The sequence below is a fragment of the Pannonibacter anstelovis genome, assembly GCF_036881715.1.
Taxonomy (GTDB): domain Bacteria; phylum Pseudomonadota; class Alphaproteobacteria; order Rhizobiales; family Stappiaceae; genus Pannonibacter; species Pannonibacter anstelovis.
Window position 1 is genome coordinate 471,102 of sequence record NZ_JBAKBF010000001.1, and the last position, 25,017, is coordinate 496,118.

At 63.4% G+C, this 25,017-nt stretch carries 18 protein-coding genes; 3 read left to right on the plus strand and 15 right to left on the minus strand.

From position 1 onward, the window contains the following. Positions 1-155: 155 nt before the first annotated feature. Both V6L75_RS02135 and V6L75_RS02140 read right to left on the minus strand, forming a co-directional pair. Entirely contained in the window at positions 156-1,526 is a 1,371-nt protein-coding gene (locus tag V6L75_RS02135; RefSeq protein WP_334249876.1) for an aminotransferase class III-fold pyridoxal phosphate-dependent enzyme, read from the minus strand. A gap of 98 nt (positions 1,527-1,624) precedes the next feature. Continuing rightward, positions 1,625-3,073, minus strand: coding sequence for an APC family permease (locus V6L75_RS02140; RefSeq protein ID WP_334249877.1), 1,449 nt, complete (start codon positions 3,071-3,073; stop codon positions 1,625-1,627). A 159-nt stretch (positions 3,074-3,232) separates the two neighbouring features. On the opposite strand from V6L75_RS02140, the gene V6L75_RS02145 reads away from it, so the two are divergent. Then, positions 3,233-4,282, plus strand: a complete 1,050-nt coding sequence (locus V6L75_RS02145; protein WP_334249878.1) for an AraC family transcriptional regulator — start codon at positions 3,233-3,235, stop codon at positions 4,280-4,282. 18 nt (positions 4,283-4,300) lie between these two features. Here the strand turns inward: V6L75_RS02145 and V6L75_RS02150 are convergent, their stop codons facing one another. The 5 genes from V6L75_RS02150 to V6L75_RS02170 all read right to left on the minus strand — a co-directional run bounded on the left by V6L75_RS02150 (position 4,301) and on the right by V6L75_RS02170 (position 10,225). Then, positions 4,301-5,641, minus strand: a complete 1,341-nt coding sequence (locus V6L75_RS02150; RefSeq protein ID WP_334249879.1) for a TRAP transporter large permease — start codon at positions 5,639-5,641, stop codon at positions 4,301-4,303. Beyond that, a complete protein-coding gene (locus V6L75_RS02155; protein ID WP_334249880.1) occupies positions 5,631-6,146 on the minus strand; it encodes a TRAP transporter small permease subunit in 516 nt (171 codons plus the stop codon). Before V6L75_RS02155 ends, V6L75_RS02150 begins: the two co-directional genes overlap by 11 nt. A gap of 74 nt (positions 6,147-6,220) precedes the next feature. Continuing rightward, entirely contained in the window at positions 6,221-7,261 is a 1,041-nt protein-coding gene (locus V6L75_RS02160) for a TRAP transporter substrate-binding protein (protein ID WP_334249881.1), read from the minus strand. Between the two features lie 319 nt (positions 7,262-7,580). Continuing rightward, positions 7,581-8,681 carry an NAD(P)-dependent alcohol dehydrogenase gene (locus V6L75_RS02165; protein WP_334249882.1) on the minus strand — a complete coding sequence of 367 codons (1,101 nt, stop codon included), beginning with the start codon at positions 8,679-8,681 and terminating at the stop codon, positions 7,581-7,583. Positions 8,682-8,752: 71 nt separating this feature from the next. Then, on the minus strand, positions 8,753-10,225 hold the full coding sequence (locus V6L75_RS02170) for a benzaldehyde dehydrogenase (protein WP_334249883.1): 1,473 nt from the start codon (positions 10,223-10,225) through the stop codon (positions 8,753-8,755). 283 nt (positions 10,226-10,508) lie between these two features. Between V6L75_RS02170 and V6L75_RS02175 the strand changes: the two genes are divergently transcribed. Next, entirely contained in the window at positions 10,509-12,251 is a 1,743-nt protein-coding gene (locus V6L75_RS02175) for a sigma 54-interacting transcriptional regulator (protein WP_334249884.1), read from the plus strand. 183 nt (positions 12,252-12,434) lie between these two features. Next, on the plus strand, positions 12,435-15,137 hold the full coding sequence (locus V6L75_RS02180; RefSeq protein WP_334249885.1) for an HAD-IC family P-type ATPase: 2,703 nt from the start codon (positions 12,435-12,437) through the stop codon (positions 15,135-15,137). 12 nt (positions 15,138-15,149) lie between these two features. On the opposite strand, the gene V6L75_RS02185 is transcribed toward V6L75_RS02180, so the two are convergent. The 8 genes from V6L75_RS02185 to V6L75_RS02220 form a co-directional block, all read right to left on the minus strand. After that, positions 15,150-16,853, minus strand: coding sequence for an ABC transporter ATP-binding protein (locus tag V6L75_RS02185; protein WP_334249886.1), 1,704 nt, complete (start codon positions 16,851-16,853; stop codon positions 15,150-15,152). Positions 16,854-16,866: 13 nt separating this feature from the next. Further along, complete coding sequence (locus tag V6L75_RS02190) at positions 16,867-17,799, minus strand: ABC transporter permease (RefSeq protein WP_334249887.1); 933 nt, start codon at positions 17,797-17,799, stop codon at positions 16,867-16,869. 10 nt (positions 17,800-17,809) lie between these two features. After that, positions 17,810-18,781: an ABC transporter permease gene (locus V6L75_RS02195; RefSeq protein WP_334249888.1), complete on the minus strand. Its 972-nt coding sequence runs from the start codon at positions 18,779-18,781 to the stop codon at positions 17,810-17,812. 66 nt (positions 18,782-18,847) lie between these two features. After that, positions 18,848-20,479 carry an ABC transporter substrate-binding protein gene (locus V6L75_RS02200; RefSeq protein ID WP_334249889.1) on the minus strand — a complete coding sequence of 544 codons (1,632 nt, stop codon included), beginning with the start codon at positions 20,477-20,479 and terminating at the stop codon, positions 18,848-18,850. A 132-nt stretch (positions 20,480-20,611) separates the two neighbouring features. Continuing rightward, positions 20,612-21,604: a sugar-binding transcriptional regulator gene (locus V6L75_RS02205; protein ID WP_208975621.1), complete on the minus strand. Its 993-nt coding sequence runs from the start codon at positions 21,602-21,604 to the stop codon at positions 20,612-20,614. Positions 21,605-21,644: 40 nt separating this feature from the next. Then, positions 21,645-22,964 carry an acetoin dehydrogenase dihydrolipoyllysine-residue acetyltransferase subunit gene (locus tag V6L75_RS02210; protein WP_334249890.1) on the minus strand — a complete coding sequence of 440 codons (1,320 nt, stop codon included), beginning with the start codon at positions 22,962-22,964 and terminating at the stop codon, positions 21,645-21,647. Next, positions 22,964-23,974, minus strand: coding sequence for an alpha-ketoacid dehydrogenase subunit beta (locus V6L75_RS02215; RefSeq protein WP_019966160.1), 1,011 nt, complete (start codon positions 23,972-23,974; stop codon positions 22,964-22,966). Before V6L75_RS02215 ends, V6L75_RS02210 begins: the two co-directional genes overlap by 1 nt. Further along, complete coding sequence (locus V6L75_RS02220; RefSeq protein ID WP_334250011.1) at positions 23,971-25,014, minus strand: thiamine pyrophosphate-dependent dehydrogenase E1 component subunit alpha; 1,044 nt, start codon at positions 25,012-25,014, stop codon at positions 23,971-23,973. The genes V6L75_RS02215 and V6L75_RS02220 overlap by 4 nt, the downstream gene beginning before the upstream one ends. Positions 25,015-25,017 lie beyond the last annotated feature (3 nt).

Below are 25,017 nucleotides of genomic sequence, written 5' to 3' on the forward strand. Positions count from 1 at the left end.
ATGAGACTTACTCATCGGGAGTTGGTTAAGCCCGTGCGGCGCCTGAGCCGTTTCAAGGCGTGATGCGTCAGCATCGTAAGCCTTGGTATGAAAGACCGGATGACTGGAAAGAAGCCCCGCCGGACTGCTCCGGCGGGGCCTTTCCATTTGCAGTATCAGAGTTCCTTCTCGACCTTGGCAAAGGCCTTGCCGAGCGCTGCGACAAGGATGGAGATTTCCTCCTCGCCGATGACAAGCGGGGGCGAGAGGATGATCGTGGAACCGGCCGGCCGGACAATCGCACCTTCCTGACGGGCGTAGAAGGCCACCTTCTCGGCGATGCCGTTTGACGGATCAAGCGGTGCACGGGTCTTCTTGTCGCCAACGAGATCGATGCCGACCATCAGGCCCTTGCCGCGCACTTCACCAATGATCGAGGAGACACCTTCCAGCGGCTTCAGGCCATCGAGCAGCACCTTGCCCATGCGGGCAGCATTGCCCGGCAGGTCTTCCCGTTCCACGATATCGAGCGCTGCCAGAGCCGCGGCACAGGCGAGCGGATGGCCGGTGGAGGTGTAGCCGTGCATCAGGAAGCCGCCCGGTGTCACGTCCTTGTACCAGGCCGAGGCCACGCGGCGGTTCAGCACGGTGGCGCCCAGCGGCACATAACCGGCCGAAATGCCCTTGGCGAGGCACATGATATCCGGCTTCACGCCCCAGCCGCGCGAGCCGAACATGGAGCCGGACCGGCCAAAGCCGGTGACGACCTCGTCGGCGATCAGCAGCACGCCGTAGCGGTCGCAGATCTCGCGCACCTTCGGCCAAAAGGAGGCCGGCGGCACAATCACCCCGCCCGCGCCCTGTACAGGCTCGGCGATGAAGGCAGCCACCGTCTGCGGCCCCTGATGATAGATCTCGCGCTCGAGCAGGCGCGCGATGATTTCCGAAAGCTCTTCGGGGTCTTCCGTATAGGGATTGCGGTAGGTCCACGGCGTGTCGATCTGGGTGCAGCCCGGCAGCAGTGGCTCGTAAGCGCCACGGTAATAGGGCGAGCCATTGACGGAAACACCGCCGAAATGCACGCCGTGATAGCCGTTCTTCATGGAGATGAACTTGTAGCGGCCCGGCTCTCCGGCAAGCTGCCAATACTGGCGCGCGAGCTTCAGCGCGGTCTCCACTGCGTCCGACCCGTTGGCACTGAAGAACACCTTGTCCATGTCCTCTTCGGCGGCCATGTCGCAGACCTTGGCCGAGAGTTCGATGGAGGGCGGTGTGGTGGTGCCGGCGAAGGACGAGTAATAGGAAATGCGGTCCATCTGGGCGATGATCGCTTCCTTCACCTCACGCCGGTTGTGACCGACATTGACGTTCCACAGGCCGCCGAAGCCGTCCACATAGCGCTTGCCGTCAATGTCGGTGACATAGCAGCCTTCGCCCGAAACGATGATCTGCGGCGGATTGGCCTGCGAGATCAAGGGATGGATCATCGGGTGGAACTGATGCCGCGTGTTGTTCTCGCGGATGAAGTTGGACGTTTTGTCGAGCATCTTCTGCTCCTCCTTTGGATGGATTCCGTTTTCTTGCTTTTGGGGATGATGCTGCCGGGCGGACAGGCTCTGTGGCAGAAGCGCCCGGCAGAAAGGGATCACTCGAAGACAGCACCGAGGTTCTTGTAGAGATCCGGCTGGCGGGTCTTGATCCGCATGGCAAAGAGGAACCCGGCCAGGCCGCAAAGGGCGATGAGAACCGGGAAGGATTGCACCAGCGCACTGTCACTGCCCGACAGAAGTTCCAGATTGCTGCTGACCAGCAGGATGGCGCCGCCAAGACCCACGACCGACAGGGCCGGCAGGATGAGCGTCACAAGGATGCTGTGCTCGTGGCCGTGCTGGCGGCGGAAGTAGGCAATGATGGCCAGCGACACCAGAAACTGCACCATAAGGATGCCAAGCACGGCAAGGGCCGACATCCAGGAGAACACCACCGCATAGGCATCGGCCCCGCCGATGATGAAGGCGATGAGAATGCTGGCGGCAATCGCCGACTGAAGCCAGCCGGCCGCCGCCGGAGAGCCATGTGCGGCACTGACCTTGCCGAAAATTTTCGCGATCAGCCCCTCACGGCCGAGGGCGAAGAAATAGCGGTTCAGCGTGTTGTGGAAGGACAGGACGCAGGCTAACAGCGAGACGATGAGCAGGATTTCCATGGCCGTGACCGACCATGGGCCCAGCACATCGGCAGCGGCATTGAAATACAGCGTCTCGAGGCCGGCTTCTGCCGTCTGCTGGATCACGGACGAACCGTAATGCTGCGCGATGGCCCAGGTGGAGAAGGCATAGAAACCGGTGATCAGCAGCACCGCCGCATAGGTTGCACGCGGAATGGTCCTGTCCGGATCACGGGCTTCCTCGCCGAAGATTGCAGTCGATTCAAATCCAATGAAAGAACCGATCACGAAGACCAGCGCCACGCCCAGACCCGGCGAAAACACGACGGACGGCGCGAAATTCTCAAGGCTGAGGCCTTCCGGGCCGCCGCCGCGCAGCAGGATGCCGGCATCCAGCATCAGGAGGATGGCGATTTCCAGCACCATGGCGACGCCAAGGATCTTGCCGGAGAAGGAAATGTTGCGCTGGCCGCAAAGATGAACCACCGCAAGGGCCGCCAGCGACCATGCCCACCAGGGCGCTTCCAGCCCGAGCCCGGCCATGGCGCCTGCCGTGAAGACGCCGAAGAGCGCGTAGACGGCAATCTGTACCGAACTATAGGTCACCAGCGCCATGACGGCTCCGGCGACGCCCATCGGCTTGCCAAGTCCCTGGGAAATGTAGGTGTAGAAGGCACCGGCACCGCCGACATGGCGGCTCATGGCCGTGAACCCGGCCGAGAAGATGATGTAGAGAAGGCCCGCCAGCACGAAGGCACCGGGAACTCCGGCCCCGTTGCCGAAGGCGAAAGCCACCGGCGAGGCCCCCGCTACAGCCGTCAAAGGCGCGGCTGCAGCAACCACAAAGAAGACAATATGCGCCAGCCCGACCGAGTTGCGGGCAAGCCGCACCTCTCCGCCGGCGCGAGTATTCGCGTCGATCGTCATGTTTTTACCCCTGGAAGTTCATTTTTATTCTTCAAGTATGACTGCGCGCCGCGCCAGTCCCATTGCACTATGCGTCAAACTTCCGATAATATGCGCCACATTCCCGTAAATCTGCGTAAGGGAAATTCCGGCATGGCAAGAGCGCCTAAAATAAAGTCAGTGCGTGCCTCTGTCTTGACCCCGCTGCTGAAGCACATCGCAGATCAGGGCAGCAATATACAGGAGTTCATCGCAAAATATGGCATCACCCGGACGCAGCTTTCCGACCCCTATTCGGTGCTGCCGCTGGGCCGCTATGTGACCCTGTTCGAGGCGGCTGCCGTCCATCTGAAGGATCCGGATCTGGGGTTGAAGCTGGCCATGCGGGTGCAGCCGGCGGACATGGGGCCGATGGGCGTCCTGTTTTCCCTGTCCCCCAGCATTGCGGCTGGCTTCCAGCGGCTGGCGAGCCACGTGATGGCCCTGCAGAGCGGCACCCAGTCCAACATGTTCGAGGTCAATGGCGATCTGGTCTGGACCTACCGCCTGCAGGATCCGGTCATGTGGCCGCGGCGGCAGGATGCGGAATACACGCTGGCCGCCTGCGCCCAGCTGGTGCGCTCCTGCTTCTCGCCGGAGTGGAAGCCGCTGGAAGTGCATTTCGAGCATGCCGAAAGTGCCAATCCACAGCTGCTTCAGCGGATTTTCCGCGCGCCCGTGCTCTACCGGCAGGCCAGCAACCGGATCATCATGGGGCGCGATGATGCGACGCGGATCTACCGCAGCGAGGACCGGGAGCTTGTCACCATTCTGGAGCATCACCTTGCCGACCTGATCGGCGACGAGAGCGATGAAAGCCAGACGATGACCGACCGCATCCGCAACCGGATCAGCCTCTATCTTGGCCAGAAGCCGGTGACGCTGACTGCACTTGCGGCCGAACTCAACATGTCGGCCCGCAGCCTGCAGCGGCGCCTGGCAGAGGAAGGCACCTCACTGCGCGATCTGGTCAGGCAGCACCGCATCCAGCTGGCAGCCAATCAGCTGACCCAGAAGGATGCCCGCGTCACCCAGATCGCCCATAGTCTGGGCTATGCCGACGGCACCGTCTTCTGGCGCGCTTACCGGGGCTGGAAAGGCGAACCGCCCAGCGCGGCCAAGGGGCAGCGCCGGGCGGCACAGGACGCAAGCGGGGATGAGGGGGAGGAGTGGATCACCGGCGGCGCGTAAACTCAGCCCCCCGAGATGTCACTTCATGCCCGCAAGCCCCAGCACCAGTTGCGGCCAGATGAGGCAGGCGGCAAGCACCGCCATCTGCAGCAGCACGAAAGGCACCGCCGCCCGGTAGATGGTGCCGATGGCCGCATCCGGAACCGTGTTCTTGAGATAGAACAGTGCCATGCCCACAGGCGGCGTCAGGAAGGACGTCTGCAGGCAGACAGCCATCAGGACCGCCACCCAGGCCGGATTGTGGCCCATGGCCGTCAGCACCGGCATCACCAGCGGCGCGATGATGAGGATGATCTCCATCCAGTCGAGGAAGAAACCCAGCAGGAACAGGATGAAAAGGATCAGCAGCAGCGTGCCTTCCGGCGGCAGCGGAATGGCATGAAGGGCATCGGCAATCACCTCGTCCCCGCCATAACCGCGCAGCACCACCGAAAAGCAGGAGGCACCGAAGATCAGTGCGAAGAGAAAGGCCGTCGTCAGGCCGCTAGCCTCGCAGACTTCGACGAACCCCTTCCAGCCCAGCCGTCCGGAAGCGATGGCCAGCAGCGTTGCCCCCGCCGCACCGATGCCGGAGGCTTCCGTCGGCGAGGCAATGCCGAAGACGATGGACCCAAGCACGGCCACAACCAGCAGCAACGGAGCCACCAGAACCCGGCCTAGCTCGCCAAAGGTAACCTTTGCCGCTTCACCAGTCTGACCCTTGGGAGCCCTGTCCGGCCAGATCAGGGCAACGATGACGATATAGACCACATAGGCAGCGGCGAGCAGCAGGCCCGGGACGATGGCCCCCTTGAACAGGTCCCCCACCGGGATCTGCAGCTGGTCGCCCATGACCACCAGCATGATCGAGGGCGGAATGAGAATGCCGAGGCATCCTGTCGCGCCAATGGTGCCAAGGCTCAGCCGGTCATCATAGCCCGCCGCCCGCATTGCCGGCATGGCGATGGTAGCGAGAAGCACCACCGAAGCACCGATGATGCCGGTGGAGGCAGCCAGCACGACGCCGATCAGCACCACCGACACCGCCAGCCCGCCCGGCACCTGCCGCAACAACCCGTGCATGGAGGTGAGCAGTTTTTCGGCAATGCCCGAGCGGTCAAGCATCAGGCCCATGAAGATAAACATGCTCATGGGTATGAGCGAATAGCTGGACAGCGTGTCGAAGGTCCGGTTGGCGACAAAGCCCAGCATGCGGATGGAGGCCATGTCCGCATCAAAGGCAAAGGCATCCAGCACGCTGCCGAGCACGGCAAAGAGAACACCGGTCCCGCCCAGCACGAAAGCCACCGGATAGCCGGAGAACATCACCACCATGAAGGTGGAGAAAAGCAGGAAGACGAAAACCGCATCAACGCCCATCGGCGGACCTCCCGGGGCGGATCAGAACGGCAAGGGATTTCAGGAGCACGGAAAGCCCCTGCAGGAAGAGAAGGGCAAAGCCGGCAGCCATGACGCCCTTGATGATGTAGCGGGCCGGCAGGCCGGAAGGCATGGGCGAGCCTTCCTTAAGGCGCCAGGAATATTCAAAGATTTTCCAGGAGTTCAGGGTGAGGAACCCGGCGAAGGGCAGCAGCAGGAAGAGAACACCAAGCACTTCGGCCAGCGCCCTGCCCCGCTCTCCCATGCGCCCGTGCAGGGCATCGACCCGCACATGCATGTCGCGCTGGTAGGCCCAGGCAAGACAGCACATGACCACGACGGCATTCATGTGCCACTGCAGCTCCTCAAGCTCGATCATGCCGAGATTGAACACGTAACGCAGCAGCACATTGCCCAGAATGGTGAGCATCAGCAGCGGCTGCACCAGCGCACCTGCAAGTCCCACCGACCGGCTGAGCCGGTCCACCACTTCGACGAAATGCATGAGGATAGCCCCGTTGCAGTGAAGACGGACGGGCGGCAGGCCGTCTCTAGCCCGCCGACCGCACAATCCTCTTGTTACTGACGGGCAGCCCAGGCTTCGGTCGAGGCACGGTAAGCAGACACGGAGTCCCAGACGCGCTTGAAGTCCGCGTCCTTTTCGCTCTGCTCCTTCATCACCTCATCCACCTTGGCCTTGATGGCCTCCAGCACCTCCGGCGGGAACTGGCGCACCTGCACGCCCTTGGCCTCAAATCCCTTCACCGCTTCCGCATTGGCGGTCTGGGTGGACATGACGGAGCGCAGGTTCGTCGCCTTGCAAGCCTCCTCGATGGCCGTCTTCTGGGCCTCGTCCATGCTGTCCCACTTGGCCTGATTGATGATCAGCTCGTTCATGGCCGCAGGCTGGTGCCAGCCCGGCAGGTAGTAGTTCTTGGCCACGTTATCGAGCCCGACGGTAACGTCGATGGCGGGCATGGACAGCTCCGCGCCATCAATCACGCCTTTCTCCATGCCCGGATAGATCTCCCCGGTTGGCAGCAGCACGATGGAGGCGCCGAGCTTGACCATGGTCTCGCCCGCAAGCCCGGCAAAGCGCAGCTTCTTGCCGCTGAAATCAGCGACAGAATTGATCTCGAAAGAATACCAGCCGCCCGCTTCGCGCTCCATCAGGCCGCAGGGAATGGTGACGACGCCCTGCTTGGCGTAGATCTCCGACCAGATTTCCCGGCCGCCGCCGTTATAGATCCAGGCCGCGTGGGTCAGCACATCCGGACCGAAGGGGATGCCGCCGAAGAGCTGCACGGCGGGAAAGCGCCCGGCCACATAAAGCGGCGAGGTGTAGCCCGCATCCAGCGAGCCCTGCTGCACGGCATCGAAAATCTGCAGCGGCGGCACCAGCTTGCCTGCCGAGTAGACCTTCACCTTGAGGCTGCCACCCGACAGGGCATTCAGCTTCTCCGCCAGATATTCGGCATTCTGGCCACTGGCCGGCATGGTCAGAGGCCAGGCGCTCTGCAGATCCAGAGAAACGGAATCCGCCTGCGCCGGCGCGGCTGCCACAAGTGCCGTTGTCAATGCGAGGGCCGCCAGACGCGGCAGAGAACGGGTGAATGTCATGATGAACCTCTGGGCATGGGCCAGCATCGGGAGAAAATTACTTTTTTCCCGCGTGGATCTTGTTGTTTATCGATGGGATCACCTGCCGGTGAAACATGCTGCAGGGTCAGGCTTGCACTTTGATCTTCCGGAATAAATCGCGCATTCCGGAAAACTCTGTTGCAGCCAGCGCAAGAAAGCAGCGCCTGCACCGCATCCCGCCCGCAAAGACAAGCCGGACGGCCGAACCGCACGCCCAAGCCAGATGCAGAAGGCCGCCTTCACGCGCGTGAAGACGGCCCCGGCATGACTTCTCACATCAAACGAAACAGATTTCCTCTCACATCATCCGCAGAACAGGCTTGATGGCTGAACCCGCTTCGGAGGCATGGATGGCCTCGTTGATCTCGTCGAACTCGTAGAAGGTGATCAGCTTGTCGAAGGGGAACAGCCCCCTCTTGTAGAGTTCGACCAGATGCGGGATGAACTCATCCGGATCGCTCTCGCCTTCCACGATGCCCATCAGCCGCCGCCCGCCGCTCATGAAATGCATCTCGTTGATCTGCAGCTCCACCTCCGGCCCGGACGCGCCGAGAATGCCGCAGGTCCCGGCATTGGCCAGCGCCATCACGGCCGAGCGGATGACCGGCGGCAGGCCCGTGGTGTCGAGCGCATAATGCACGCCCGTGCCCGTGAGGGCGAGGATCGCCGCCGTGGCATCTTCCGCCTTGGGATTGATCACGTGGGTTGCGCCCAGCTCCTTCGCCAGTTCCAGCCTGTCCGGATTGAGATCCACCGCGATGATGGTACCAGCGCCAGCCACCTTGGCCGCCATGACGGCAGACAGGCCAACAGACCCGGCACCGAAGACGGCAAAGCTCTTGCCCTCGCGCACCTTCAGTGCATTGAGCACCGCCCCTGCGCCGGTCTGGATGCCGCAGGCAAGCGGGCCCAGAAGCTCCAGCGGCGCGCCCTCCGGCACCTTCACCACATTCCTTTCATTGCAGATGGCATGGCTTGCAAAGGAGGACTGGCCGAAGAAATTCCCATGCACCCGCTCACCGTCCTTCGACAGTGCCGTTGTGCCATCGGCCCGCGTTGCAAAGAAATTGCGCGGGAAGAACTCATAGCAATAGGCTGGCTGATGCTCCTTGCAGGTTTCGCAATAGCCGCAGGAGTTGAACGTCATGACCACCCGGTCGCCAGGCTTTACCTTGGAAACGGCACTGCCGGTGCTGCGCACGATGCCTGCCCCCTCATGCCCGAGAACCACGGGAAGCGGCGTGGGCAGCATGCCGTCCCGCACAACGATGTCGGTGTGGCACACGCCCGTGGCCACTACCTCTACCAGAATTTCATCTGCTCTCGGCTCTTCCAGATCCAGTGTTTCGAGAACGAGATCCGCCCGCGTCTCGCGCGCAACGGCTGCCTTGATTTTCATGATCGCCTCCATCAACGGGAAAGGCCGGACGCGGCCAGCACAAGGTGAGCCAGCACCCGGCAGAAAGCTTGTCAGAACGGGTAAGGCTGGGCCTGATCGCGGACCGTCACCCATTGCCACTGGGTGAATTCCTCGATGTCGGCAGGCCCGCCGATGCGGGTGCCATTGCCCGACTTGCCGAAGCCGCCGAAGGGCGCGAAAGGCCCGCCATTCACCGTCTGATCATTGATGTGCAGCATGCCGGTCCGGAGTTGATTGCCGATCGCCATGGCGCGCGACGTGCTGGCCGAGAGAATGCCGGCAGACAGACCGTAGTCATTGTCCTGCGCAATGCGGACGGCTTCCGCATCGCTGGCAAAGCTCATGATGCAGGCCACAGGCCCGAACAGCTCCTCGCGGAAGGCCAGCATGTCCGGCGTGATGCCCGCCAGAACGGTGGCCGGATAGAACAGGCCATCCGGCTTGCCGCCTGCCAGAAGGCGTGCTCCCTTGGCAACAGCATCATCGACGATGTGCTGGATCGTCTCCACCTGATTGGGGGAAATGATTGGCCCCAGCGCCACACGGCCGGAGGCAGGATCCCCCGCAGGCAGATGCTGAGCCTTGGCCGCGATCTTTTCCGCCAGCGCCTCCACAATGCTTTCATGTGCAAGGACAAGACCTGTCGCCATACAGATCTGCCCCTGATGCAGGAAAGCACCCCAGGCGCAGTTGGAGGCAGCAACATCCACATCCGCATCGTCCAGGACGATCAGCACGTTCTTGCCGCCGAGTTCCAGCTGCACCTTCTTGAGGTGGCGGCCGCAAACTTCGCCGACCTTAGAACCACCTGCCGCCGAACCGGTGAAGGAAATCATGGCAATGTGCGGGTCCTTGCACATGGCCTCACCCGCATCCGCACCGCCGGGCAGCACATGCAGGACACCGGCGGGAAGGCCTGCTTCCTCGAACAGCCGCGCAATGATGATACCGCCGGAAATGGGCGTGCGCGGATCGGGCTTGTGCACCACCGCATTGCCCACCGCCAGCGCCGCAGCGATGGCGCGCACCGACAGGACCAGCGGGAAATTATAGGGCGAGATGACACCGACCACCCCATGCGGCAGGCGCCGGGCGTGGCTGCTGCGGCCATCCATCGTGGGCAGAACCAGCCCCATGGGCATGGTAGCCAGCGAGGCCGCATGACGCAGGAACTGGGTGCCGTGCTCGATCTCGATGCCCGCCTTGGCCTCGATCGATCCGCTTTCGCGCATGATCCAGGGGATCAGCTCCTGCCCGTTCTGCTCCAGAAGATCTGCCGCCCGGTTCAGGATGGCAGCACGCGCCTGCGGCAGCACGGCAGCCCAGGCCTTCTGCGCAGCAGCGGCGGCCCTGGCTGCAGCGGCAACCTCCTGCGGCCCGGCAAGGCCGGTTTCGGCAAGCACGTCTCCGGTCGCAGGCTCGCGCACGGTCAGCGTACCGGCGGCAGATGCAGACCAGCTGCCGTCAAAGATGCGCCCATTCCAGCTACCCGGCTTCAAAAATCCGGCATGCAGCATGTTCATGATCAGGTCCTCCCATTGGCCGGAGGCGCCGCAGTTTACCCTGCCGCACCGCCCGTGCCGTCCTCCTCTTGGCAGCCTCCGCCGCCAGACCATCTCCTCAGTTGGCCGTAGTTTCCCTTAGGCAAGCGCCGTGCCATGACGGGCCTGCGCCGGACCTGTGGGGCAAACCTCTGAAAAGAAGAGATCTTTTCGGATGAACGAACGGGCGGGCAGCCATGCCGCATTCCGCAAGGTTTCAGAATTTTATTGAACAGCTCATGAGTTTCATGAAAACATGAAGCTCATGAGCACGCACGGCACCCCTGATCATCTGATTTCCCTGGCCGAAGCCTCAGCCCGCACGGGCCGGATGATCCGGCGCGGGGCCTTCAGCGAGCTGCCCACCGCCGCCCCGCCAACGCTGGATGACCTGGCGCATTCGCTGCTCTTTGCCCTCGGCGACGGACGCATCTGGCTCAACGACCAGCGCATGGTGCTAATCCAGTCGCAGGTGCTGGGCGCGCTTCGCGCGGAGTTGATCGACACGCTGGGCATGGAGCGGGCCAAGGCGCTGCTGATGCGCATTGGCTATCTGCAGGGTGTGCGGGCGGCGGAGCTGGTGCTGGACCGCTTTGCCGGAGCCAGCATCACCCAGCTTCTGGCCGCAGGTCCGCGTGTCCACACGCTGGAGGGCTTCGTCAAGGTAACGACCCGCCACTTCGAGTTCGACGCGGACAAAGGGACCTATCACGGCGAATTCGTCTGGGAGGACTCTTCGGAGGCGGCAGAGCATCACGCCAGTCACGGCCTTGCGCAGGAGCCCGTGTGCTGGATGCAGACCGGCGTGCCCTCCGGCTACACCAGCCGCATTCTCGGCCATCCGGTGTTTTTCCGCGAGATCGAATGCGCCGGCATGGGCGCGCCGCACTGCCTCGTCGTGGGGCGCGATGCTGCGGCTTGGGGCAAGGATGCGCCGGAGCAGGAATATTTCGGCTTGTCCTGGCGCGGGCGCAGCGCCACTGCAAGCGCCAAAAGTCCGTCAACGGAAAGGGCCGCAGCAGAGCCTGCTGCCCAGGGCGCGAGCGGCATGGTCGGCGTCTCGGCCAGCTTTCAGCGTGCCTGTCATCTGCTGGAGAAGGTCGCCGCAACCGATGCGACCGTGCTGTTCATCGGCGAATCCGGTGTGGGCAAGGAGCTGTTTTCCAGCCAGTTGCACCAGCTAGGCCGACGCAGCAAGGCCCCCTTCATCGCCATCAACTGCGCCGCCATTCCGGACAATCTGGTAGAATCCGAACTCTTCGGCGTCGAAAAAGGCGCCTACACCGGGGCTGTTGCCGCCCGTCCCGGTTATTTCGAGCGCGCAGAAGGCGGCACGCTGTTTCTGGACGAGATCGCCTCTCTCACCTTCTCCGCACAGGGCAAGCTGCTGCGCGCCATTCAGGAGCGCACCATCGAGCGGCTGGGCGGCACCCGTTCCATTACGGTGAATGTGCGCATCGTTGCGGCCAGCAATGTGGATCTGGCACAGGAGGTCTCTGCCGGGCGTTTCCGGCGTGACCTCTATTACCGCCTCAACGTCTGCCCGATCCACATTCCTCCTCTGCGGGAGCGGCGCGATGACATCCCCCTGCTCTGCGCCCATTTTCTGGCCCAGTTCCGGGAAAAACACGGCAAGGCCGTCACTGGCTTCAGCCGCAGCACCATGGACGCGCTGCTCGCCTATGACTTTCCCGGCAACATCCGAGAATTGCAGAACCTTGTGGAGCGCGGCGTGGTCTTTGCCGATGACAACGGCCTGATCGGCCTGCACCACGTGTTTCAGGGAAGCGGGCGGCCAACAGGGCCAGTCCCGGTGCTGCACACGGCGCCTGGCAAACTTCCTCCTTCCGCCCCCATGGACGGCCTTGAACATATCGAGGCACAGGAGCGGGCTCTCTATAGCGATGCGCTGACGCAGGAAAAAGGCAACATCTCCGCCGCCGCCCGCCGCCTTGGCCTGACACGGGCACGGCTGGAATACCGCCTGCGCAAGCATGGCCTGATCTGAGGCACTTGTGCCAGGCTGCTGCAGGCCGGGCCCTGGTGCTTGAGGTCCGTAGTTTCCTTGACTGACAGCACATGCAAAAACACTAGTATCAACGGCCAGTGCCCGGAGTGCGCATCCGGCCGGAACTCTTCACGACATCAGCCAATCCCGGTCATCTCTCTCCATCCGAGCGGCAGCCCCACCATGTCTACGCAAGAGGCGACCTTCCACGACCAGCCGCCAGGTAACGCACTTGCGTGGTTCGCCAGTTCACCGGAGGGACTGAGCAGCCCGGAAGCGGCGGAGCGTCTTGCCCAGCACGGCCGCAACGAACTGCCGCCACCACCGCGCAGGCACCCGGCCGTACGCTTCCTGCGGCAGTTCCACAATGTGCTCATCTATGTGCTTCTGGCAGCTGGCGCCGTTTCAGCCGGGCTCGGGCATCATGTGGATGCCTTGGTGATCCTGCTTGTCGTCGTCATCAACGCGGTGATCGGCTTCGTTCAGGAGGGTAAGGCAGAGGCGGCACTCGAAGCCTTGCGCAAGATGCTGGCCTCGCACACACCCGTACTGCGCGACGGCAGCCGCCAGATGATCGCCAGCGCCCTTCTGGTACCGGGCGACATCGTGCTGCTGGAAGCAGGAGAGCGGGTGCCTGCAGACCTTCGCATCCTGTCGGCCCATGGCCTGAGGACAGACGAAGCGCTTCTCACGGGTGAGGCTGTTCCTGCAGACAAGCTGCCGGATGCCGTCGCCCCCGCCGCGCCGCTGGCCGAGCGCAGCTCCATGGCTTTCAGCGGCACGCTTGTAACGGCGGGAAGCGGCACGGGAGTGGTGGTGGCAACCGGACAGGCCACGGAGATCGGCCATATCAACCGGCTCATGTCCCGTGTCAGGGAACTCAAGACGCCATTGACCGAGCAGATGGACCGGTTCGCGCGCGGCCTGACGCTGGTCATTCTGGCTGCCGCAACACTCTTGCTGCTGCACGGCATGCTGCTGGGCGGCCTGCCCTTCAGCGAGCTGTTCATGGTCGTCGTTGGGCTTTCCGTCTCCGCCATTCCAGAAGGCCTTCCGGCGGTACTCACCATCACGCTGGCTGCCGGGGCAAAGGCCATGGCCAACCGGCACGCCATCGTCCGCCATCTCCCGGCCATTGAAACAATGGGCGCCGTTTCCGTCATCTGCACGGACAAGACAGGTACACTCACTTGCAATGAAATGATGGTTGTCAGGGCCATAACTGCCTGCAATGCCTATGAGGTTTCGGGGTCCGGCTACGCCCCGAATGGAGAGGTGCGCTCGCGTGAGCCTGCATTGCAAACACATGGCGGCAATGCCCTGGCCGAACTGGCGCTGGCAGCCAGTCTCTGTAATGACGCAGCCCTGCGGTACGGCGATGGTGCATGGCATGCCGAAGGCGATCCGATGGAAGCTGCACTAAAGGCCTTTGCCGGCAAGGTGCAGGCCCGGCCGGAAGACAGCCGTCAGGGCTGGCGCCGCACTGGTTGCATTCCGTTCGACGCGGCCCACCGCTACATGGCCGTGCTGAACCGCAGCGGAACCGGCGACACTGTCATCCACGTCAAGGGTGCACCTGAAGAACTGCTGGCCATGTGCACCCTGGAAAGAGGGCCAGATGGCACGGCGCGCCCGCTTGACCGCGCTGCCTGGCACAGGCGCATTGCCAGCCTGTCGGCGGAAGGCCAGAGGGTTCTCGGCTTTGCAGCCGGCGCCACCGCTGACGGGCTATCTTCGCTCCAGCATCACCATCTGCGCGAGGGTCTCGTCTTCATCGGGCTTCTCGGCCTGATCGATCCGCCCCGCCCGGAAGCCATCGCTGCCGTCGCCCAATGCCATCAGGCCGGTATCGCGGTGAAGATGATCACCGGCGATCACGCAGGAACCGCTTCCGCCATCGCCCGTGAAATCGGTCTGCGTGAGCCGCAGAATGTCCTGACAGGCGCGGAGATCGACGCACTGAGCGACGCTGAACTGGCGGGAAGCCTCGTCCATACCAACGTCTTTGCCCGCACCAGCCCCGAACACAAGCTGCGCCTTGTGACCGCCTTGCAGAGCATGGGCCACACTGTCGCCATGACCGGGGATGGCGTCAATGATGCCCCGGCACTGAAACGTGCAGATGTGGGCATTGCCATGGGCAACAAGGGCAGCGAAGCTGCACGGGAGGCTGCGGCCCTCGTGCTCACCGACGACAACTTCGCTTCCATCGCCGCCGCTGTCAGCGAGGGACGGACGGTCTATGACAACATTCGAAAGGTCATCAGCTGGACGCTGCCGACCAATGCCGGCGAAGGGCTGACCATCATCTGCGCCCTGCTCTTCGGCATGGCGCTGCCGGTCACGGCGGTACAGATCCTCTGGGTCAACCTCATTACGGCCACCACGCTGGGACTGGCGCTGGCCTTTGAGCTGGCCGAAGACAACACGATGCGCCGCCCGCCCCGGCGGCGCAGCGAGCCGCTGATGGGCCTGGAGCTGCTCTGGCACATTGCCATGGTGTCACTCCTGTTCCTCTGCGCCGTCTTCGGCATCTATGCCTATGCAACGGACAAGGGACACCCGCCGGAACTGGCGCGTACGCTGGCGCTCAACATGCTCGTGGTGCTGGAGATCTTCCACCTGTTCTTCATCCGCAATATCCATGGCACATCCTTTACCTGGAAGGCAGCCATGGGCACGCCTGCGGTCTGGATCTGCGTTGCCATAGCCACCACGGCGCAGTTTGCCATCACCTACCTGCCGCCGATGCAGAGGGCCTTCGGCACGGTGGCCATCCCCTTTGCAGACGGACTGCTGGTGGTGGTAGCGGGCGTTCTGTTCTTCATACTCATCGAGATCGAAAAGCAGATCCGCCTCAGCCTCAAGGCTGCGGCTTTGGGCTGAACCTGCCAGGGTTCAAAGGCTGGGCATCAGGTCCAGCAGGTGCCGGGCATAGGGGCTGGCAGGAGCGGTGAAGAGCTGTTCGGTCTCCGCTTCTTCGACAATCAGCCCCTCCTTCATCACGATCACCCGGTCGCACATCTGGCGCACCACCGGCAGGTCATGGCTGATGAAAAGCACCGTGAGATCCAGCGCATCACGCAGGTCCTTCAACAGGTTCAGGATCTGCGCCTGGATCGACACATCAAGCGCCGAGGTCGGCTCGTCGCAGATGAGAAACCGGGGCCGCGTAGCGAGCGCACGGGCAATGGCGATCCGCTGGCGCTGGCCACCGGAAAACTCATGCGGATACTTGTCCGCCGCAGCCGCCCCAAGCCCAACCGCTTCCAGCAGATCCGCCACGATCCTGCGCCGCTCGGCAGATGACGTGGCAAGGCCATGATGGGTCAGCGGCTCGGCAATGATGCGCCCTGTGCTCATGCGCGGATTGAGCGAGGAATACGGGTCCTGGAAGATCATCTGCACCTGCTGACGCAGCGCCCTGTCTTCCGCCCGGCTCGCCGCCCCGCCCACGGTCTTGCCATCAAAGGTGATGCTCCCGGAGGTAGGCCGGTAGATCTGCACAAGCATACGGGCGAGCGAAGACTTGCCACAGCCGGATTCGCCCACCAGCCCCAGCACCTCCCCTTGCCGGATATCAAGGCTGACGCCGCGCACCGCCTCGAAATAGCGCCGGTTGGAGGGCAGCAGCGCCGCCTTGGTCTGGAAGCGCAGGCGCACATCCCGAACCTCGATGAGGGGCTTTGCATCAACAGCCCTGCTGCCGGCCTCCCGCCCTTCCGTCAGCCATTGCAGCGCCGGGCTGCGGTCTGTGCTGAGCGGCGCGTCCTCCGCCTGCGGCGGATAGGTCAGGCGCGGGAAACGGTCCAGCTTGCGGTCGCCGCGCGGCACCGCGCCGATGAGGCTGCGGGTGTAGGGATGGGCAGGCGCATCAATGATCTGCCGCACCGGACCGCTCTCCACCACCTCGCCCCGGTACATCACCACCACCCGGTCTGCCGTGCCGGAGATGACCCCCATGTCGTGGGTGACGAGAATGACGCCGATGCCCCGCTCCTTCACCAGCTTGCGGATGAGATCAAGGATTTGCGCCTGTACGGACACATCCAGCGCCGTCGTCGGTTCATCAGCGATGATCAGATCAGGGTCTGAACACAGCGCCAGCGCAATCACAACACGCTGCCGCATGCCGCCGGAGAACTGATGCGGATAGGCCATGATCCGCTCTGCCGGACTGGCAATGCCCACTTGCTCCAGCAGGCCGATGGCCTTCTCCCGCGCGTCCCCCTCGCTCATGGGCTGGTGAATGCGGATTGTCTCGATCAGTTGGGCGCCCACCGTCATCAGAGGATTAAGACTGGTGAGCGGGTCCTGAAAGATCATCGAGATGCGCTTGCCGCGAAGGCGGCGCATGATCTTTTCGCTGGCCGGATCGATCGCCTCACCGTCAAAGCGGATTTCGCCAGCCGTCACCCGGCCCGGCGCTTCCAGAAGACCCATCACGGCGCTGCCGATGGTGGACTTGCCCGCACCGGACTCGCCGACGATGCCAACGATCTCGCCGCGCCCAACCTCGAGGCTGACATTCTGCACGGCCACAAAGGTGCCGAGGGGCTGCGGGTATTCCACCCTCATGCCGGAAATGGAGAGCAAGGACATGGAAGGCCTCCGGTCAGCGCAGCTTGGGGTCGAGGACGTCGCGCAGCCAGTCCCCCACGAGGTTGACCGACAGCACCAGCAGCGCCAGCGTCATGCCCGGAAACACCACCAGCCAGCGCTCGCCGGAGAACAGGAAGTTGTTGCCGATGCGGATCAGGGTGCCGAGCGAGGGCTCGGAGGCCGGAATGCCGACGCCGAGGAAGCTCAGCGTCGCCTCACCCAGCACGGCAACACCGAGATTGATGGTGGCAATCACCAGCACCGGGCCCATGACGTTGGGCAGGATGTGGCGCACGAGGATCAGCGGCGCGGAAATGCCTGTCACCTGCGCCGCCAGCACATAGTCCTTGTTGCGCTGAACCAGCGTCGAGGCACGCACCGTGCGGGCCACCTGCGGCCAGATCGACAGGCTGAGCGCAAAGATGATGACGAAGACGGCAAGCTGATCGTGCTGCTCCGGCGGCAGGATGCCCCGGCTGACGCCATCCACCAGCAGCGCCACCATGATGGCCGGAAAGGTCATCTGGATATCGACAACGCGCATCACGATGGCATCCGTCAGCCCGCCGAAATAACCGGCGAGCAGCCCGAACAGGAGGCCGAAAAAGACAGCAGTTGCCACCGAAACACCGCCGACCATCAGCGACGTGCGGGTGCCGTAAAGCAGTGCGGAGAAGAGATCGCGGCCCTGATCGTCAGTTCCCAGCAGAAACTCGGGGCTGCCGCCCTCGTGCCAGACCGGCGGCAGAAGCGAGTTGAGAAGGTCGAGCGAGGCAATGTCGAACGGATCATGCGGGGCAATCAGGGGCGCTGCGATGGCAGCAAGGATCATGACCCCGCCGATCAGAGCAGCCAGAACCGTCAGCGGTGAAGCCAGAAAGCGGTAGAGCACCGGGCGCCGGGCGACCCAAAGGCGCAGACCGGAGGGTGTGGCAGAATCAGGCATCCGTTTCCCCTCAGCTGGCGCTGGCGCGCAGGCGCGGATCAACCGCATAGTAAAGCAGGTCCACCACCAGGTTGACCGTCACGAAGATCACCGCCACCAGCAGCAGGTAGGTGGAGATGACAGGGATATCGACCGTCGAAATAGCTTGCAGAAACAGAAGGCCGATGCCCGGCCACTGGAACACGCTCTCGGTGATGATGCCGAAAGCGATGATCGAGCCGAACTGCAGCCCGGCAATGGTCATCACCGGCACCAGCGTGTTCTTCAGCGCATGGCGGAAGTGGATGCGCCGTGCAGGAAGGCCGCGTGCCTTGGCAAAGCGGATGAAGTCCATGCGCATCACCTCTAGCATTTCTGCCCGCACGAGGCGCATGATGAACGTGAGCTGGAACAGGCCCAGAGTGAAGGCCGGAAGGATGATGGAGAGCCAGCCCGAACGGGTCAGAAGCCCGGTGGTCCAGAAACCGAGATCCAACGTCTCGCCGCGGCCAAAGGTCGGCAAGAGGTTCAGCTCCACGCCGAAATAGACCATCAGCATCAGTCCGACAAAGAAGGTGGGCATCGAAATACCGGCGAGCGAAAAGATCATGATCACCCGCGCAAGCCAGCTGTCCGGCTTCAGCCCCGCCAGAACGCCGAGCGGAATGCCCAGCGCCAGCGCCAGCGAGAAGGCAATGACGCTGAGCTCGATGGAGGCCGGAAGCCGGTCGGCAATGAGGTGGCTGACCGGTTGCCCCATCTGATAGGACAGTCCGAATTCGCCCTGCACGACCCGGCCAATGAAATGGCCGAACTGGACCAGCACCGGATCATTCAAGCCCAGTGCCTCGCGCAGCGCTGCCCGGTCGGCAAGGCTCGTTTCCTCGCTGACAAGCTGCGACACAGGATCGCCCAGATAGCGGAACATGAAGAAGGCCACCAGCGCCACCACCAGCAGCACGATACCTGCCTGAAACAGGCGGCGGAGCATGTAGAAGATCATTGCGCCGAGAATCCCGGTTGCGCCACGGCATCCGGTAGCCGGATGCCGCAGCTTTTGGCAGCAAGCTTACTGCCCGATGGTCACGTGGCGCCAGTCGAAGACGTTGTCGGCGCGGCGCTCCAGCTTGACGTTCTTGCCCGCACCCCATGCAGCCCAGGTCTGGTGCAGCGGCACATAGGCCACATCCTTCGTGGTGATGGTCCAGGCCTCGCGGATCAGCGCATTGCGCTTGTCCTGATCGGCTTCCTTCAGGATCTCGCCTGCCAGCCGGTCCACTTCCGGATTGCAGTAACCGGCGAAGTTGGACTTGCCAGCGACGATCTTCGTCAGGTCGTCCTTGTCCCACAGGGGCCGGTCCGGCGAAACGCGCGGGCACATGTGCAAGGAGTAGAGCGCGATGTGGCTGTCGAGGCTGGCCGGTGTTGTACCCAGCATCGCAAGACCGAAGTCCATGTTTGGCGCAGTGATGGATTCCAGATACTTGGCACGCGGCTGCACGTTCGGCTTGGCCTTGATGCCCACTTTCGCCAGCATGGAGGAAATGGCAAGGCAGGTCGCCTCGTCATTCACATACATGTCGTTGGAGCACTGATAGGTCATGGTGAAGCCATCTGGATAACCAGCTTCCGCCAGCAGCGCCTTGGCCTTCTCCGGATCATAGTCCAGCCGCTTGATCTCGTCCGTGTAACCGTTGACGCCCGGCGCCACCATCAGGGCGGCAGGGGTGGTCTGGCCGCGCATGATCTTGTCACGGATGGTGTTGATGTCGATGGCCCGGTAGATGGCCTCACGCACGCGCACGTCCTTCAGCGGATTGACACCCTCAAGGCCAGAGCCCGGCAGCGTCTCCTTCCACTGGTTCATGGACAGATACATGGTGCGCACTTCCGGGCCAGCTGCAACCTGCGTATTGGGAGCAGCCTCGAGGCGCGGAATGTCCTGCACCGGAATGGGGAACACCACATCCAGCTGACCGGCCAGAAGCCCTGCAACGCGGGTCGCCGGGTTCGGTACCGGGGTGTAGGTCACCTTGTCCACGTTGCCTGTCTTTGCGGCGGCACCCCACCACTGCGGATAAGCCTCAAGCACGGTGCGCACGCCCGGCTCACGCGCCACCAGCTTGTAGGGGCCGGTGCCGTTCTCATGCAGGGTCGCGTAATTCTCAGTGTCCCCGCCCTTCTGCGGCGGCGCCACCTTGTTCGCCTCGGACCAGGACTTGGACATGATGTACCAGTTGGCCCAGGTGAAGTTCAGGATCGGGTTCGGTTCCTTTGTAATGAAATCGACCGTGTGATCATCCACCTTGACGATCTCGACACCAGCCGGAAGGCGGTTCTTGAAGTCGGACGAGCCGGAGCGCACGCGCTCGGCGGAGTAGATCACGTCATCTGCGGTAAAGGGGCTGCCGTCATGGAAGGTCACGCCCTTGCGCAGATGGAAGCGCCACTGGGTGGGCGACAGCATTTCCCAGCTTTCGGCCAGCGCCGGTTCAAGCTTCAGGTCAGGCGTGCGGCGCACGAGGCCTTCATAGACGTTGCCCAGGAAGCCGGAGGTGAACACCTCTTCCACCGCATAGGGGTCCATGGACACCAGATCGCCCTGCGAGGCAAAGCGAAGCTCCGCCGCCTGCGCCGCCGCTGCAAAGGACAGTAAAACGGAAGAGGAAAGCAGCAGCGCTGCGCGTTTCGCCTGTGTCATGGCCGGACCCGTCTGATTGAGATGCCCTGAGGCAACAAGGGAAGGAGCGCTATCAGTCCCAGAGGCACCAGAGCCTGTCAAGGCAACAGGCAGCCGGAAATGTCCAGGAGGCAGACAAGGCAGTGAACATGCTCATGCTTCAAGCTGGCCCAGCAGCCGCTGCGCTGTCAATTCATCTGTAATGACAACATCCATGTCCAGCGCCTTGAGGGTGGCACGCATCATCTGCGTCTTCTCGCGCCCGCCGGAAATCAGCACCTTGGACTTCACCCGGTCGAGCCGGTCCAGCGGGATGGAGATGGAGCGCTCGTTCACCGGATGAGGCACGGTTCGCCCTTCCGCATCGAGAAAATGATAAAGCACGTCACCCACAGCCCCCGCCGCCACAAGGGACTGGCGCTCGGCTTCCGACACCTGCCCCAGCCTGTAGGAGGTGGTGAGCGTCGAGATTCCGCCGCAGGAAAGCAGCGCCACATCGCAGGTCTCGGCCATCTGCAACACCTGATCAAGGCCGCAATGCTCCAGCAGCGCGTGGCGGGTCTGGACGGAATCCACCAGCGCCGGAGCGGGCACGAGGAAACCTTCGGCATCGAAGAGTTCAGCAAACTGCCAGGCGAATTCCGCCGGGTTGAAGCGCTTGGCCTGCGAGATACCGCCCAGCAGCGAGATGACGCGCACGCCTTCCAGCTGCCGCCCCTCAATGAAAGGCAGCATCTGATGCAGCGTGCGGCCCCAGCCAACGCCAACAGTCATGCGATTGGCCATGATGCCGGAGACATAGGTGCCAGCCGCAGATGCAATTGCCCGGGTCGGGTCGCCGTCAGGATCGGAGAAAGGCGCGACGATGGCCTGCCGCAGGCCGAAGCGCTCTTCCAGCTGGCGCTGCAGCTCCACCAGCGGGGCGATATCCGACTTGATGCGGATGATCACCTCGCCCCGCTTGCGGGCATCGGACAGGAGCCGCGTGATGAGAATGCGGTTCACGTCCAGCTTCTTGGCAACTTCCGACTGGGTCAGCCCCTCGACATAATAGAGCCAGGCAGCGCGGATGCGAAGCTGGCCGTGCTGGTCGGCAGGGCCGCGCTCCCGCGCTCCGTTCGTCTGGCTGCTCTGACTGTCGGACATGGGCATTTCCCGCTATCGATGAGGAATCTTCATCACCCCATCATAGGTGCTGCCGCAGGATTTTGCCAATCTGATCCGGGACTTCCACCTGCGGCATATGCCCGGCACCCTCGATGAGGTGCAAGGCCACCTGGCCACCGGCGCGCAAGGCATGCTGCCAGGGGATGATCTCATCCTGCCGGCCCCAGATGATCCGCGCCGGAACATCGAGACGGCCCAGCGCCGCGCGCAGATCAAAGCCCTGCGTGCCATCGGGGAACAGCACATCGGCCAGCGCCATTTGCGCAGCCCTGAGGGCCGCATCCCTGCGCCCGGCCATGGCGGCCTTGGCGTAGCCATCGGTGATCATGTCCGGATTGGCAACGAGGCAGCGCAGCCAGGGCGCAAGGCTCTCGGCCCGCTGCGCCCGGCAGATGCCGGAGAGAACCTGCCCGTTGATTTCCGCCCCAAGGCCAGCAGGCGCGATCAGCGTCAGGCTCTCCACCTGCCGGGGCCTCGTGTCGGCCAGCGCCAGCGCCAGCGCGCCGCCAAGGCTGTGGCCGATCAGATGCACCTTCTCCTCGCCCGTCTGCTCCAGCGCCCGGCGCAGTTCGGCAGCGAGCGAAGCAAAGTCCGGAATGCGCAGGCGCGGCGATTTGCCATGTGAGGGCAGTTCGATCCGGATCAGCGGACGGTGCTTGAGATAGGCCTCAAGCGGCGCCCAGCTTGCTCCGTCGCTGGCAAAGCCATGGATAAGCACAACGGGAATCCCGGTGCCGCCCTTGCTGCGGGTGATGGAGAGTGGGCCGGTCTGCCATTCGGGAGACGACGGCAATGCAGAAGCCAGCAGGACCGCTTCCGCTGTCACATCCGCCCTGCCCGCCTCAAGCGCCTTGCGCACATCCTCCCCCTGCACGCGGCCCTGCGGACCGGAGCCGGAGAGAGAGGCAAGATCAACGCCGCCCTCACGGGCAAGGCTTCGGGCGAGTGGCGTGGCGCGCAGGCCCTGCCCCCCGCCTGCTGTTTCGCCTGCAGGCGCGGCAACGGATGCAGCGGCGGGAGCAACCGCTACAGGTTCCGGCGAAGCGGCAGGCGTTTCAACAGCAGGCGCGGCGGATTGGTTAGGCGGCTCACCAACAGCTTCATCCTTGCCATAGAGCCAGGCGACCGTTGCGCCAATCGGCACATCCGTTCCTTCTGCAATGACATGATGCAGGAAGCCGGAGGCAGGCGCCTCCACTTCCATGGCGGCCTTGTCGGTTTCAATGTCGAAAAGCGGCGCGCCCTTCTCCACCCACTCACCGGGTGCGACATGCCAGGTGGCGAGCTTGCCGCTCGCCATATCCATGTCCACCTTCGGCATGATCACTTCATTGGGCATCACACACGCCCCTTCGCCAGCTTGCGGGCCGCATCCAGAATGTCCGGCACCTGCGGCACAACAGCCTTTTCCAGCTCGGGATTATAGGGGATCGGGCTCTCGGCCCCGCCCAGGCGGATAATCGGCGCGTCGAGGAAGTCGAACGCATCGCTTTCGGCCACCATGGCGCTGACCTCAGCACCGACGCCCAGAGTCTTCACCCCTTCATAGACGCAGACAAGCCGGCCCGTCTTGCGTACGGAAGCCAGAACCGTCTCCCGGTCCATCGGCCGCACGGTGCGCAGGTCGATCACTTCAGCGCTGATGCCTTCAGCTTCCAGCGTGGCGGCTGCCTCCAGCGCCTTATGCACCATGATGGCGGTGGCGACGATGGTGAGGTCCTTGCCCGGACGGCGGATCGCAGCCTTGCCGATCGGCGTCGTGTAATGCCCCTCCGGCACATGCCCCTTCATCTTGTAAAGGATCTTGTGCTCGAAGATCATCACCGGGTCCGGATCTTCCAGTGCTGCCAGCAACAGACCCTTGGCATCTTCCGGCGTCGAGGGTTGCACGACTTTCAGGCCCGGCACATGGCCCAGCCAGGCCTCAAGGCTCTGGGAGTGCTGCGCCGCTGCGCCCGTGCCGGAGCCAGCCGGAAAGCGCATGACCAGCGGCACGGAAACGGCGCCACCCAGCATGTAACGCAACTTGGCCGCCTGATTGACGATCTGTTCCATGGCAAGTGCGGCAAAGTCGGAGAACTGGAACTCGAAGATGGGCCGCAGACCGGTCAGCGCCGCGCCAACGGCGACACCGGCACCGCCCAATTCCGAGATGGGCGTATCCATCACCCGGTCTGTGCCGTATTTGTGCACAAGGTCGCCGGTCACCTGAAAGGCACCGCCGTAGACGCCGATGTCCTCGCCCATGAGAACGACGCGGGGATCTGAGCCCAGCGCCAGATCCATGGCTTCGCGGATGGCCTCGGCATAGGAGAGTTCGCGGAGGGGGCTCGCCGGATGCGCGTTCATGCTGCGGTCTCTTCAGTGTAAACGAAACGGGTGGCCTCGGAGGCCTTTGGCGAAGGGCTCGCGGCGGCAAAGGCGATGGCATCGGCAATCTGCTGCGCCACACTGGCCTCCAGCGCCTCGATGCCTTCCTGGTTCAGGATGCCGTGATCAACCAGCATGGCGGCCATGCGCTTGATCGGGTCGCGGTCCATCCACTCGGCGATTTCTTCCTTGGTGCGGTAGCGGTTACGGTCGGACTTGGAATGGCCGCGCCAGCGGTAGGTGACGTTCTCGACCAGGCTCGGCCCCTCGCCTGCCCGCGCCCTTGCCACCGCCGCATCCACGGCTTCGGCAACGGCGGAGAAGTCATTCCCGTCCACGGTCACGCCCGGCATGCTGTAGGCAGCGGCACGCTCGGAAATGTGCTTCACCGCCGTGGAGCGCTCCACCGAAGTGGACATGCCGTATTTGTTGTTCTCGCAGACGAAAATCACCGGCAGTTTCCAGACGGCGGCCATGTTCAGCGCCTCGTGGAAAGCGCCCTCATTGTTGGCGCCATCGCCGAAGAAACAGACCGTCACGGCGCCCGTGCCAAGCCGCTTGGCGGCGAGCGCGGCACCCACAGCAATCGGCAGACCGCCGCCGACAATGCCATTGGCGCCGAGATTGCCCTTGGCCACATCGGCGATGTGCATGGAGCCGCCCCGGCCCCGGCAATAGCCGGTTTCCTTGCCGAAGAACTCGGCAAACATCCGCCCCAGATCAGCGCCCTTGGCAACGCAGTGGCCGTGGCCGCGGTGGTTGGAGGTGATCTTGTCCTCATCCGTCAGCGACATGGACGAACCCACGGCGGAAGCTTCCTGACCGATCGACAGGTGCATCGTGCCGTGAATGAGGCCGCGCATGTAGCTGTCTTCCGCGCCTTCCTCGAACTTGCGGATCAGCATCATCTTGCGCAGCGCTTCCGTCAGCGCCTCGGGCGAGTAGGTGCGCAGCGCATAGGGAAGATTGGCATCGGCTGCGGGCACAGCGCCCTTTGCCTTTTCATCGGTGTTGGCCATGGC